General features: G+C 68.7%; 10 protein-coding genes, 1 tRNA gene and 3 pseudogenes. 4 read left to right on the top strand and 10 right to left on the bottom strand.

The features are described from left to right. Positions 1 to 291 precede the first annotated feature (291 nt). Positions 292 to 1,047: a hypothetical protein gene (locus ACZ60T_RS11060; protein WP_469665631.1), complete on the top strand. Its 756-nt coding sequence runs from the start codon at positions 292 to 294 to the stop codon at positions 1,045 to 1,047. Between the two features lie 491 nt (positions 1,048 to 1,538). Here ACZ60T_RS11060 and ACZ60T_RS11055 read toward each other — a convergent pair. Then, a pseudogene (locus ACZ60T_RS11055) lies at positions 1,539 to 1,739 on the bottom strand (IS5/IS1182 family transposase); the annotation flags it as partial. An 83-nt stretch (positions 1,740 to 1,822) separates the two neighbouring features. On the opposite strand from ACZ60T_RS11055, the pseudogene ACZ60T_RS11050 reads away from it, so the two are divergent. After that, positions 1,823 to 2,688: pseudogene (locus tag ACZ60T_RS11050) on the top strand (tyrosine-type recombinase/integrase); the annotation flags it as partial. A gap of 869 nt (positions 2,689 to 3,557) precedes the next feature. On the opposite strand, the gene ACZ60T_RS11045 reads toward ACZ60T_RS11050, so the two are convergent. Beyond that, a complete protein-coding gene (locus tag ACZ60T_RS11045) occupies positions 3,558 to 4,028 on the bottom strand; it encodes an NUDIX domain-containing protein (RefSeq protein ID WP_469665630.1) in 471 nt (156 codons plus the stop codon). A 2-nt stretch (positions 4,029 to 4,030) separates the two neighbouring features. After that, positions 4,031 to 4,750: an XRE family transcriptional regulator gene (locus ACZ60T_RS11040; RefSeq protein WP_469666068.1), complete on the bottom strand. Its 720-nt coding sequence runs from the start codon at positions 4,748 to 4,750 to the stop codon at positions 4,031 to 4,033. Positions 4,751 to 5,022: 272 nt separating this feature from the next. On the opposite strand from ACZ60T_RS11040, the pseudogene ACZ60T_RS11035 reads away from it, so the two are divergent. Together ACZ60T_RS11035 and ACZ60T_RS11030 are read left to right on the top strand one after the other, a co-directional pair. Beyond that, positions 5,023 to 5,273 (top strand): annotated as a pseudogene (locus ACZ60T_RS11035) (hypothetical protein). Further along, positions 5,261 to 5,506 (top strand): DUF7848 domain-containing protein, encoded by a 246-nt coding sequence (locus ACZ60T_RS11030; protein ID WP_469665629.1) that lies wholly within the window; start codon positions 5,261 to 5,263, stop codon positions 5,504 to 5,506. The pseudogene ACZ60T_RS11035 and the gene ACZ60T_RS11030 overlap by 13 nt, the downstream one beginning before the upstream one ends. A 940-nt stretch (positions 5,507 to 6,446) precedes the next feature. Here ACZ60T_RS11030 and ACZ60T_RS11025 read toward each other — a convergent pair. The 7 genes from ACZ60T_RS11025 to ACZ60T_RS10995 form a co-directional block, all read right to left on the bottom strand. Next, positions 6,447 to 6,531: transfer RNA gene (locus ACZ60T_RS11025), tRNA-Leu, on the bottom strand. 246 nt (positions 6,532 to 6,777) lie between these two features. After that, a complete protein-coding gene (locus ACZ60T_RS11020) occupies positions 6,778 to 7,833 on the bottom strand; it encodes a sugar phosphate isomerase/epimerase family protein (RefSeq protein ID WP_469665628.1) in 1,056 nt (351 codons plus the stop codon). Between the two features lie 46 nt (positions 7,834 to 7,879). Beyond that, complete coding sequence (locus ACZ60T_RS11015) at positions 7,880 to 9,295, bottom strand: nucleotide pyrophosphatase/phosphodiesterase family protein (protein ID WP_469665627.1); 1,416 nt, start codon at positions 9,293 to 9,295, stop codon at positions 7,880 to 7,882. Beyond that, the gene (eboE, locus tag ACZ60T_RS11010) at positions 9,292 to 10,461 is read right to left on the bottom strand and encodes a metabolite traffic protein EboE (RefSeq protein WP_469665626.1); all 1,170 of its coding nucleotides are present in this window, start codon (positions 10,459 to 10,461) and stop codon (positions 9,292 to 9,294) included. The genes ACZ60T_RS11015 and eboE overlap by 4 nt, the downstream gene beginning before the upstream one ends. Positions 10,462 to 10,464: 3 nt before the next feature. Next, positions 10,465 to 11,313: a TatD family hydrolase gene (locus tag ACZ60T_RS11005; protein WP_469665625.1), complete on the bottom strand. Its 849-nt coding sequence runs from the start codon at positions 11,311 to 11,313 to the stop codon at positions 10,465 to 10,467. Next, on the bottom strand, positions 11,283 to 12,026 hold the full coding sequence (locus ACZ60T_RS11000; RefSeq protein ID WP_469665624.1) for an EboA domain-containing protein: 744 nt from the start codon (positions 12,024 to 12,026) through the stop codon (positions 11,283 to 11,285). Before ACZ60T_RS11000 ends, ACZ60T_RS11005 begins: the two co-directional genes overlap by 31 nt. Then, positions 12,023 to 12,955 carry an SCO3242 family prenyltransferase gene (locus ACZ60T_RS10995; protein WP_469665623.1) on the bottom strand — a complete coding sequence of 311 codons (933 nt, stop codon included), beginning with the start codon at positions 12,953 to 12,955 and terminating at the stop codon, positions 12,023 to 12,025. The genes ACZ60T_RS11000 and ACZ60T_RS10995 overlap by 4 nt, the downstream gene beginning before the upstream one ends. Positions 12,956 to 12,988 lie beyond the last annotated feature (33 nt).

Raw genomic sequence — 12,988 nt, 5'->3', positions numbered from 1 at the left:
TACGGCCATGTCGCGCAAGGGCGACTCTGACTACGAGGAGAGGCTCTGGCATCCGTCGAGCTGGGCGTCCGCCGTGGTCGAATTGTCGATCTTCGGCGCACAACCCGTCCAAAGGTGCTCAAGCTCACCAGACTTGGACGGAGTCAGATACGGATTGCCGGAATTCTTCCCTGGCTCGACATGGATGCGGAGGTGTACATTCCCGCCGACCAGTGACGGAACTGTGCGTGAGATGTGAGTGGGTTGGGGATGCGAAGGGGCAAGGCTGCCGCATCGGCGGCGACAGTCGTGATGCTGATCGGGCTTGTCGCGGGGTGCGGTGGAGAAGCCGGGAACGAGTCAGCTCGGTCGACAGGAGAGCGGTCTCCCTCGGCGACTGCGACGCGGGAGGTCAGAGCGCTGGGGCAGGGGCAGCTTGAGTGGAAGCTGATCACGGAGCAGGATGCGAAGAGGTACGGCCCGAACCAGTCTTATGACTTCAGCTCGAAGTACGCCCGGCGCAACACACGGGCCGGTGATCCGCTGGTGGGTGTGGTGAAAGCAGAGTGTGAGCCGTTCGCGCGCTTGTTGGCCGGCGGTTCGGCGGGTACCCCGCGATCGGAAGCGGCCCGCGGGGTGAGGGTGATCGATCCCCATGGCTGGCAGGAGAGCGACAATACCTTCGCGGAGATGTCGACGCGCATCACGCTCGGGTCGTACGACGGTGAGGGAGCCATTCACGCCTACGAGGCGGTCGAGAAGTCGGCGCGTGCCTGCGCCGGCGGGTTCGTCGCCACCCCGTTCGGCGCCGACACACGCAGGGCGCAGATCAGTCGGGTCGAGCCGATCGAGACCCGGACGGCAACGGGCGACGCCGGTCGTGCCTGGGCGGCGACCTGGGGAGACGGCGACAAACGGGTCAAGACATCAGTGGTGTTCGTCCGACAGGGGACGGAACTGATGTCGCTGCTCACGACTACGACCAACCACTTCGATACCCCTGAACTGGAGGAGGCGGTGGTGCCACTCTCGGTGGTGGACGCGCAGGTGCTGAAGCTCGGCCGGTAGGGCGGCGGCAGTGGGAACGTGAGGACCCGCGCGGCCGACCGTGGGCGTCGACGAGGAAGTGCACCGTGATCGGAGCGGGGCCACAGTAGTCCCTGCGCCCCGGGTGCAGTCCAGCAGCCGGAAGGCATCGGTGCCACACGGCTTTACCCTCCCGTGTGTGATCTATGACCATGACAGCCACCCGCCGCCACACCAAGACCGCTCCACGAAGCCCTCGGTATCGAAATCACCTGCGGACACGCAACGAGGGCCACGACCGTATAGGTCGTGGCCCTCGCCTCCGTAACGCCAATCGTTGTGTCCGAGGGGGGAGTTGATCACTAACGATACGGTCATGGTGGCGCAAGGGCGACTCTGACTGCGAGCGGGGCGACGTCTTCATCCGCCAACCATCGTGGGGCGGCAAACTCGCCACCCTGCTCGCCCTCGCGATGTCGGGCAGGTTCTCAAGCCCGGACACTCGAATCGGTACTTGCGTAGGGCTGGCGACAGCGGTGGTGCTCCGGCTGCTCGGCAACGCCGTGGTCGCGGGCAGGGAAGAAGGTGCCGTACACGATCAGTGCGGTGTCCTTGCGGAACCGCTTACGCGGCTGGAGCGCGATCGAGGGTCCAAGGTGGTCGACGATGCGGTCGGCGGCCGACTTCGAGGCCCCGAATAGCGGTCCAGATGCCGCAGCGTGAAGCCTTCGCCATCCACCACCTGCATGAGAACACCCGCACCCGCTACACCGCCTGCGTCAACCGCTATCTCCCAGCTCCGCCTGTCAGTGCTGCGACGCGCGGCATCGACGCCCGGCGTGATCAGACCCCGCTGCTGCACCACGGGAGCCTGCTGCCGCACGCTGCTGTCCCCACTGACGCTGACCTACATCCACTCCGTGCTCAAGTCCGCCCTGGAGCACGCCGTCCGCGAGGAGGAGATCCCGCGCAACGTCGCCCGCAACGTCCGCACCGGCACACCCCGGCCCCGCCGCTTCGAACCCCTCACCGCCGAGGAAGCCCGCGAGTTCCTCGCGGCCACACGCGGACACCGGTTGCACGCGCTGTTCGAACTCGCCCTCCACACCGGACTCCGCAAGGGCGAACTCCTCGGCCTGCGCTGGGAAGATCTCGACCTCGACGCCGGCACCGCCGCAATCCGCCGAACCCTCCAGCGCACCAGCACGGGCGGGCTCACCAAACTGCCCACCAAGACCCGGGCCTCCGAACGCCGCATCGCCATCCCCACCCGCTGCCTCCAGTCGCTGAAGCTCCACCACGAGCAGCAACAGCACGAGCGCGAGGGCGCAGGCGCGGCGCGGCAGCAGGACGGGCACGTGTTCACCACCCGCAGGGCAGACCGATCGACCCGACCAACCTCACCCGCGCCTTCACCACGCTCCTCCGCAAGGCCGGCCTCCGCCGCATCCGCTTCCACGACCTCAGACACTCCACCGCCACCCTCCTGCTGGAGCAGGGCGTCGAACTCGTCGCGATCAAGGAACTCCTCGGCCACGCCCACATCGGCGTCACCGCCACCGTCTACGCCTCCAGCGCGACGCCATCGACACTCTCAGCAATGCGCTCGGCAGCCTGGAGAACGACAAGACGACACACTCCGGCGGCGACGAACCACCACCCTACCCGGCCCTCGTCCGCTGACGTTGCCGTCAACTACTGCCGTCACAGCGACCAGAACCCCCGTCGTCGGGACCCATCTGACGGGGGTTCAGGTTTGCGCTAGGAACTTGCAACCGAAGTCACTTATGTTCGCCTGCGCGCGTTGCGAGCGAGTTCAATGTCCTCATCGAGCAAGCTGCCTCTAAACGGGCTGCGGACATCGTCAAGAACCACAACGAGCAGAGATGTTCCGCTCACTGGCAGTTCCTCCCGAGCTAGCCATGACGGAATTTTAAGGTTATCGATAAACCCTTCCACTCCATCCCGAGTGGTCACCTTGACCCCCCATGCCGTAGTCGAAGACACGACCACTTCCAGCTCTTCGTCAACCCGCACCACGCCGTCACCCATTCCCAAGCTCCCACACTCTACGCACCGTGAGCTCGTTGAATCGATCAAGTCGCCCAACTGGGATCACGAACTCGATTCTCGCGGAACCTCCAGGCCCCTTACGGTCATATCGGAACGCGGTGTCCGAGAATTCCTTTAGGAAGTCCTCGTGCATGTCGTAACGAATTGACCCATTCGCATAGGAGCCGCGATTCTGGTATTCCTTCGCCACGCTCTTCTCCCCGAGGTAGACCGAAGCATCGCCATCTTGATGCGATGCCGGGTTGGGGCCACGCTCCAACTCATGCGCCATGTCATCAACTTTCGGCGTCCTATAAATAGAGACACCATTGCAGTTGTGAACCAGAACCGGCGTAGCCCCCGCCACCACATAGTACGTGTGCTACGCGAAGCCTTCGACCTGCTCTTTCGCAGGTCAAGTACGGTTTGCTGGTCCGTTGACGTGCGTGGATGTCCGTGGTTGTGCGGGGTTGTTGCCGTCGCTACTGCCGTCAGGCGGTTCAGCCCAGGTACGGCTTCTCGCGCTGTTCCAGGAAGTGCTGGAGCCTGAGTCGTTGGGTGTGGTGCATCGGCAGCTGCTCGATCTCTTCCGGCGGCACGAACCGGAGTTCGGTGGACTCATCGGAGATCTCCAGTTGGCCGCCGGTGATGCGGGCGGTGAAGCAGACGTTGAACTGACGGCGGACCTCGCCGTCGGTGTAGGCGATGATGTGTTTCGGGTCGGTGTAAGTGCCGACCAGGCCGGTGATCTCTACGTCAAGGCCGGTCTCTTCCTTGACCTCGCGGACGGCCGTGCCTGGCAGGGAGTCGGCAAGGTCCATGCCGCCTCCGGGCAGAGCCCATAGGTCGTTGTCGCGGCGGCGCTGGAGGAGGATGCGCCCGTGATCGTCGGTGACGACGGCGGATGCGGCGACGACCATGCTGTTCGGCTTGGGCGCGTTCGGGTCGTCGTAGTACTCGGTGCGGGCCACGGTCAGCCTTCCTCTCGTACTGGGGTTGCTGTCGTCCACACGGCGCCGAAGCTCTCGGCGTAGGTGTCGAACATGCCGCCTGCCTCGTGTCGGCGAAGATGCCACAAGGGAGCGGCGTACGCGTTGACGCCCCAGACATGAGCGTTGACGAGTTGCTGGTCGTCAACGCGGTAGAGGGAGTTGTAGAGCGTGGTTTCGTGGGTGCGGACTTCGACGCCCGGGATGCTGGCGAGGGGTCTGTAGTGCATGAGGGCGAGGCGGCAGCGTGATTCGATGCCGTGGCCGAACCGCTCCTCCTGGCCGCGGGCTTGGACGGAGTCGCTGTCGGCGTCCCCGATCGCGATACGGACGGTGCAGCCTTCGGCGGCGCGTTCGGTGAGGAGTTCGTTCAGCCGCGGGTACGCCTCGTGGAGGAAGACGGCCGCGTAGACGAGGATGTCGATCCGTTCCCGGGCCTGGGCCATCAGGTCGGTGAACGTCGAAACGGGGAGGTCGGCCCGCTGCTCGTAGAGCGCGACCAGTTCGGGGCTGATGGCGCGGGCGGGGCGGGCCTGGCGGAGCGCCGGCCAGAGTGCGTGCACGTCTTCTCCCAGGGCTTTGGCCGCCTGGAGGGCGGTGGCACGACGTGGGATACGCCCGAGGTTCACCCAGCGCTCGACCGACTTGGGGTCGACCTCGACCTGTTGAGCGAGTGTGGCGTACGTCCAGCCTCCTGCCGCCATGACGGCTCGTAGTCTCTCGTTCGGCACGAGTCTCCCCCTTCGTCTCAGGACGGCACTAGGGACGTTCTACAGGGTGCGGGACGTCCCGAAATGGGTTTTGGTGGAGGTTCCTTCGTCCCGGTGACCGGCGTGAGGATCGGTGCCGACCCTGCGGCACCAACAGGCCCAGGGGCACGCATCAACGCTGCCGAGGAGCGTCACCGCCGAATGAGCACCACCCCATGTGTTCCCGCCCTGCGACTGGACGCCCGGTCGTGCGCCGCCTCGCCGGGGTGGTCATGATGACGTCCCCCATTCCTAATACCGGCGGCCACACCGTCTCGCCCGATCCCGGCGCCCTGGTGGTCGACCGGCGGAGCAGCAAGGTGGGCGTGGTGATGGGGCATGTAGGGCCGTACGTGCAGCTTCGCCCACCGCGCGGTGGACTGGAGTGGGACGTGCCGCCCGAGGACGTACGTACGCCGACTCCGGCGGAGGAGTGAGCGCGAAGGTGGCCGTGGCCAACCGGAGGTGGGGACGGTGACCCCTCGCTCGGTCCTACGGTACGAGACCTGGACGCTCCAGCCCGACCGCGAGCCAGACGCGGAGCCGGTCCTGTACGCGATGCAGTGCGTCGTGGACGGAGAGACCTCGCCGACAAGTGAGGACTTCGCCGAACCGCAGAACTGGGTGCTGCGGCACTGCGGCAAGAACCCGTCCCACCACACCTACCGGGAGATCATCACCCGCCCCTGGCGGACCTGGCGCCAGACGTGAACCACTCTCCTCGCCCAGGCGCCGCACCGCGCTGACCTACCCGACTCCCGTCCCTGCCGGGCGCAGCCGATCGAGGCTCCCCCGCACTCGTCAGCCCCGGCAGGGACGGGCCCTCACGTGCGTGCCGAGCCCATGGCTGTGGGAGTTCTGGCTTCTGCCACAGAAAGTCAGCCACGACGGCGAGCGCGCCGACCGATCACCCGCCATGTGTGTCTCACTCAACCCCGCACCGGCATCAGCCCAGTTATCTCTATCGTCACGGCCCCCAGCCAGGCAGCAACCATGGGCGTACGGGACGGCGCGAGCCCGCCGGGCAGCCTCTCAGGTGCCCGGCCACCACTGCTGCTGAGTGGTCGGGGCCGGGGCTTCCGGCTGATGGTCCGGCTACGCTCCCGGGCTCTGCGCGCCGAGTGGTCGGCGGCCGTCGCCAGCGGGGCGGCAGACAGGAGCGGGCGGCGGTCACCGACCGCCGGCGCGCGGCGGCCCGCGTCAGCGGGACGCCCTTGATCAAGTAAAGAAACTCTGAACAGCTCATCAAGGAACTCCTCACCACCCCGACAGCACGCAGCCGCCCACCCACAGGCATGACAGACCTTCCCCACAGGGTCTTCCCAGACTCTGACGCAACGTGAACGATCTTCCACAGATCGCACACGGGATGGTAAAGGCGTGACCATGACAGCGTCTAGATCACCACAAGTGGACATTGCCCCTCCAATAGGAACCAAAGGCAATGAGGCATCGAGTGACATAGACCATGCAGGGCCCTGGTTTAAAATAGAAGGGTCAGTCAGCGTGTCGACCTTGCAAAGCACGGTAGCCTGAGGGGCGGACCTGCGAACGGCCCCGCGAAGCCCTCGGGATCGAATCACCTACGAAAACGCAACGAGGGCCACGACCGTAAAGGTCGTGGCCCTCGTCTTCGTAGCGCCAACCGTTGTGTCCGAGGGGGGACTTGAACCCCCACGCCCGATAAAGGGCACTAGCACCTCAAGCTAGCGCGTCTGCCATTCCGCCACCCGGACTAGGTGTCTGTCGCCTCGGGGGCTTCCCCGCGGCGACATGGACAACAATACCAAGGTTTCGGAGTGGCATTCACCTGCATATCCGTGCGGGGATGAGTGAGGACGAGACAGGGGCCGAGGTGCTACTTACCGCTACCGAGTGGCTACGATCCGTGTGAAGCCTCACGTCAGCGGGGTCTTCTGGCTTCGCTGCCAGGGCGTCGGTGGCGAGCGTGGGCGTCGGGATTCGGCCGTCACCGATCGTGGTCAGTGGCGTTCGCGCAGGGAGTGCAGGTACGTGCTGGAGCGGCGGGCGAAGGTGAAGGGGTCCGGCGGGCTGTCGTGTTCGGTCTGCCAGTGGTGGGCCAGGCGCTCGCCGCGGAGGCGGGTCACGGCCGACAGGAAGCGCTCGTAGTCGATGTCGCCGTCGCCGACGTCCACCATGCGGTAGCCGTACTGGTTCGAGGGGTCGCTCACCCCGTCCTTCACGTGGAAGAGCGGGTAGCGGTGGGAGTGCTCGAGGGCGTAGTCGAGGGGTTCGAAGGGCGCGGGGGTGCCGTCGGGCCGCCGGGAGAAGCGGAACTGGCCCGCGTACGCCCAGTAGATGTCCATCTCCAGGTACACGAGGTCGGGGTCGGTCTCGGCGAGCAGGACGTCGTAGAGGCGGACCTGGGGGTCGTCGCTCGCGAAGGAGAACTCGTCGGAGTGGTTGTGCTGGTAGAACTTCATGCCGCGCGCCTTGGCCGCCGCGCCGTAGGCGTTGAACTCCTCGGCGGCCCGTTTCCAGGCGTCCACCGTCGAGCCGTAGCGGAACGGGCTCGACGCGGTGCCGATGTGCTTGAGGCCGAGGGCTTCGGCGTCGTCGAGGACCCGGGTGAGGTTCTGGGCGAAGGTGTACGCGTTCGGGTCGCTGGAGTAGTAGGTGACATGGCTGCCGATCGGGGTCAGACCGTGGTTCTTCGCCAGGCGCCTGAGCCGGGCGAGGGTGATGGGGCCGACGGCGTCCTGTGTGTAGCCGGCGAATTCGATCTCGTCGTAGCCGTACTTCTCCAGCTCGTCGAAGACAGGGGCGAAGCCGAGCGTGGCGACCTTGTCACGCAGGCTGTAGAGCTGGACGCCGAGCCGTCCGGGCGGCAGTACGGGACGGCCGCCGCCCGCGGCGGGAACGGGGGCGGGGGTCGCCGCCTTCCCGGTGGCCGCGCTGGCGGAGGGGGCGACGGCGCCCAGCAGGGCGGCGGCGGTGGTGCCCGCGGCCACCCCGAGCATGCCTCGTCTGCTGAGGCGGTGGGTCAGTTCGGGGTCGGGCCGGGAGATGCGGCTCATGCCTGGAACTCCTCGCTGTCGAAGGGCGTTGTCAGTGGTGAGTGCTTCACTGGTGACCAGTCGGATCGGTGAGACCGGCGAGTTGGAGCAGGAGTGACTTCACATCGGTGGCCGCGACACGGTCGCCGACGGCTCGGGGGGTGGAGCAGATGAGGAGCGGACCGTCGTCATCGCTCAGCGGCAGGCGGCCATGGCTGCCGCGAATAGGTGACGGGTCGAGGGGCACGACCGCCATCCGGTAGCGCATGCCGAGCTTCTTGCGGGCCAGGGCGGTGGCTGCCCTGACCTTGACGTAGGGGTCGAGCGGATCCATGAAGAGTTCGACCGGGTCGTATCCGGGTTTGCGGTGGATCTCGACCAGTCGCGTGAAGTCGGGCGCGTGGGCGTCGTCGAGCCAGTAGTAGTACGTGAACCAGGCATCCGGTTCCGCGAGGGCGACCAGTTCGCCGGAGCGTGGATGGTCGAGTTGCTGGGTCTTCTTGCCCTCGTCGTCGAGGAGTTGCTCGACGCCGGGCAGGTCGATGAGTGCGGCCCGGGTGGCGTCGAGGTCCTCGGGGCGGCGTACGTAGACATGGGCGATCTGGTGGTCGGCGACCGCGAAGGCGCGGGAGGCCATCGGGTCGAGGTACTCCATGCCGTCCTGCGTGTGCACCTCGAGGAGACCGGCGCGGCGCAGGGCGCGGTTGATGTCGACGGGGCGGTTCACGCGGGTGATGCCGTACTCGGACAGCGCGACGACCGTGCGTCCGGTGGCGCGGGCGTCCCTGAGGAGCGGCGCCAGCGCGGCGTCCAGGTCGCCGGCCGCTCTCACGGCGCGCGGGTCGTCCGGGCCGTAGCGCTGAAGGTCGTAGTCGAGGTGCGGGAGGTAGCAGAGGGTCAGGTCGGGGTTCCTGGTCCGCATGATGTGGCGGGTGGCGTCGATGATCCACTGGCTGGAGACCAGGTCGGCGCCGGGGCCCCAGAAGTGGAACAGCGGGAACGTGCCGAATTTCTGGGTGAGTTCGTCGTGCAGGGCCGGGGGCCTGGTGTAGCAGTCGGGTTCCTTGCGGCCGTCGGAGTAGTAGACCGGACGAGGGGTGACGGTGATGTCGGTGTCGGCGCCCATGGCGTACCACCAGCAGATATTGGCGACCGTGTAGCCGGGGTGCGAGCGCCGGGCGGCGTCCCACAGCTTGTCCCCGGCGACCAGGCCGTTGTGCTGCCGCCACAGGAGTACGTCGCCGAGTTCCCGGAAGTACCAGCCGTTGCCGACGATGCCGTGCTCGGACGGCATCGTGCCGGTGAGGAAGGTGGACTGGGCGGCGCAGGTGACGGCGGGCAGCACGGTGCCGAGCGGCGCCCGGGAGCCGGACTGTGCGAGGGCCTTGAGGTGGGGCATGTGGTCGAGCAGGCGGGGGGTGAGGCCGACGACGTCCAGGACGAGGAGCGGAGTGGGGCCTTGAGTGGTCCGGGGGGCGCTCATGGGAGTTCCTTCAGACCGAGGTCGGTCAACAGGTCGCGGGCGAGGGTGAGTTCGGCGGCGATGCCGTCGGCGAGGCGGCCTCGGGCGCGGGGCCGCAGCTCGGGCGGGAGGGACTGCCAGGTGTAGGTCTCGACTTCGAGGTGGTGGGTGAGCGGGTGCGGGCCGCCGACGAGCCGGGTCAGTGCGGCCTTCAGTACGGGCAGCGTGGAGGTGAGGGGCGCGGCGGGGGCCGCGTGCAGCGGGACGTGGAAGTGGGCGCGCCAGGCAGACCCGTCGGGCAGGACGTCCCCTCGCAGGGCTTCGCCGAGGTCGTCGGTGCCGCGCAGGCCGGTCGGTGTGACGGTGCGGGTCTGGTGCAGGAAGCGGGGTTCGTCGAAGGCGGCGAGGGCTTCGCGGGTCTCGGGGAGGTGGGGGTGTTCGGCGTGCAGTGCGGCGGAGAGCTGGGTCTTGACGAGGGGGACACGGGCCCGCGCGAGTGTGTCCAGGGCGGTGTGCGGATCTTCGAAGGAGGTGGCGAGGTGGCAGGTGTCGACGCAGATGCCGATGCGGTCATGGGCGATCGAGGTCAGCGGGGCGATGGCGTCGCCGGTGGTCTCGATCAAACAGCCGGGTTCCGGCTCCAGGCCGACACGGACGGACCGGCCGGTCAACTCGGCCAGGGCGTCGAGGCGTCGGCCGAGGGTGCGCAGGGCGGTGCGGGCTGTTGTCGCGCGCCGCTCGTCCTCGGGGGTGCGCCAGGCGAGCGGCAGGGTGGAGATGGTGCCCTCGGTGACGTCGTCGGGGAGCAGGGACGTGAGGATGCGGGCGAGGGCGATGGTGTGGCGCAGGCGTTCCGGGTCGGCCCAGTCCGGCTGATAGACGCGGTACTTGACCTGTTCGGTGCCGAAGCCTTCGTACGGGAAGCCGTTGAGGGTGACGACCTCGAGGCCCCGGTGGTCGAGTTCGGTGCGCAGGCCGCGCAGGGCGGACGGGTCGGTGCTGAGGGCGTGGGCGGCGTCCCTGGCCAGCCACAGGCCGATACCGAGGCGGTCGCGTCCGAGGCGGCGGCGCACGGGCTCGCAGTGGTCGCGCAGTTGGGTGAGGACGCCGTCGAGGGTCTCGGCCGGGTGGACGTTGGTGCAGTAGGCGAGGTGGACCGTGGTGCCGTCGGGGTGGCGGAAGCGCATCGCTCACCCCCCGCCGCGCAGGACGGAGTTGCCCTCGTGGGTCGCTTCCGTGACCCTGACGGCGGGGTTCAGCCGGCCGCTCAGCCCGTAGAACTCGACGGGGTTGCGCCACAGGACGCGGTCGACGTCGTCCTCGGTGAAGCCCTCGGTGAGCATCAGGTCGCCGACCCGGCGGGTCTTGAGCGGGTCGCTTCTGCCCCAGTCGGCGGCGGAGTTCACCAGGACGCGCTCCGGCCCGTAGGCGCGGAGGATGGCGACCATGCGCTTCTCGTCCATCTTGGTGTCCGGATAGACGGAGAAGCCCAGCCAACAGCCGCTGTTCTTGGCCTCCTTCACGGTGGGTTCGTTCAAGTGGTCGATCAGGACGCGTTCCGGGGGCAGCGCGGACTCCTGGACCACGTCCAGGGTGCGGCGCAGGCCCGCGAGCTTGTCGCGGTGCGGGGTGTGGACGAGCACGGGCAGCGCGTGGTCCGCGGCGAGTTGGAGCTGGGTGGCCAGGGCGATGTCCTCGGCGGGGGTCATCGAGTCATAGCCGATCTCGCCGACGGCCACGACCTGGTCCTTGACGAGATACCGGGGCAGTTCGTCGAGGACGGGCACACAGCGGGGGTCGTTGGCCTCCTTGGGGTTGAGCGCGAGGGTGCAGTGGTGGGCGATGCCGTACTGGGCGGCGCGGAACGGCTCCCAGCCGAGCAGGGAGTCGAAGTAGTCGAGGAAGGAGGCGGGAGAGGTACGGGGCTGGCCCAGCCAGAAGGCGGGTTCGACCACGGCGCGGACGCCCGCCGCGTGCATGGCCTCGTAGTCGTCGGTGGTGCGTGACGTCATATGGATGTGGGGGTCGAAGATGCGCATCGGGACTCCTTGCCGGGGAGGTCGGCCACGGGGGTGTGCCGGGCGGACGCGGGTTCGGACTCGGACGCGGACTCGGACACGGGTTCCGTTTCGGTCAGGGCCAGTACGCGGTACAGGTCCTCGGGTACGGGACGGTCCGCGGCGGTGCGTTCGGTGGCGTAGTCGCCGAGCATGCGGGCGAGTTCGGTGTCACCGCGGGCGCGCCGGGCCAGGTCTGCCACGCTGTCGACGGGGACGGCGGTGAACAGGCACTTCAGCACCGCGTGCCGCCAGGCGTGGGCGCTCAGGTAGCGGGCGGCATAGGGGCCGACGGCGGCGGTCAGCAGCCGGGTGTCGTTGGTGCGCAGTGCGTCCTCGACCAGGGGGACGGCGTCGGGGCCCGGGACGAGGTGGGGCAGGGCTTGCAGGACGGCCCGGCGCTCGTCGGCGGTGCCGTGGTGGTACACCCGGGTCAGGGCCGTGGCGTCGGCGCGCGCGGCGCGGAGGATGAGGACGCGGACGGCGTCGGCGTGTGCGGGGCCGCAGCGGCGTCCGGCCTCGGCGAAGTGCAACTCCCAGGCGGGGTGCGGCTCGTGGGGTCCGGAGCCAGTGGCGGCCGTGTCGAGTGCTCCGGCGAGCCAGGTGCGGGCGGCAGGGTCGAGAGAGGCGTGCAGTTCGTCCGGTGGGGTGTGATCGGGGCGAGTGCCGTCTTCGGGGGTGGGAAAGGAGGTCATGTGACGCTCACCTTCTTCGCGAAGGTCGCAGCGACCGGGGCCAGGGCCGCGGTGAGCAGTGCGGGCACCGGTGTTCCGGAGCGGGCGGAGAGGGCGGCCTGGAGCGGGATCGTGGCGCGGATGCCGCCGCCGACGGCTCGTTGGGTGAGCGGGGGTGAGGGGTTGAGCGCGGCATGGGCGTAGCCACGGGTCGCGGTGGTGGCGTAGACGGCGGCGAGGGCTGCGCGCAGGGCGTCCTTGGCGGTCGGTCGGGTACGGGGCCGAGCGGTGCGAGTGGCCGGGGTACTGGCGGTGGTCGCTCCAACGCTGAGCAAGCGGCTGGTGACCGCCCCCGTCGCGGCCAACGCGGTCAGCGGGGCGAGCGTCGAGCCGCCGAGGGTCTCGTGACGGGAGACGGTGGTGACGGCGAGGGTGTGACCGCTGAGGAGCGTGGCCGGGCGCAGTGCCGGGCGGATGCGGCCTGTGGTGGCCGCGGCGCCGAGAAGCAGGTCCAGGCCGCGGGCCGTCGCCATCGCGGCCGGGCCGGCCGGGGTGTGCTTCAGGCCGAGGTCGTAGGCCCAGACGGTGGCGGCGAGGGGTGCCGCGACGGCGAGCGCGGGGCGACCCGCGCAGTGAGCCAGGGCGAGGCCCGCCGCTGTGCCGACGCAGGCCGCGGTGAGCGCCGCGGTGGGGCGGATACGGCCGGACGGCAGCGGGCGGTGGGGGCGTTCGGCGGCGTCCTCGTCACGGTCGGCCCAGTCGTTGAGGGCCATACCCGCTTCGTACAGACACAGGGAGGCACCGATGGCGAGCAGGGTACGGGAGGAGGGCCGCGCGGCAACCGCCGCCGCCCCTGCCAGCGCGTCACCGGGGACGGTGAACAGGGCGGGGAGGCGCAGGAGTTCGGCCCAGGCGCGCAGTCCGGGGGTCGTCGGGGTTCTTCGGGTCATCGGGGCTCCCTCGGCACTCCCCGGTCGGTGTGC

The organism is Streptomyces sp. NPDC104371 (genome assembly GCF_055583785.1).
The sequence above is the reverse complement of the archived record's forward strand: the minus strand, read 5'-3'. Positions and strand labels throughout refer to the sequence as shown.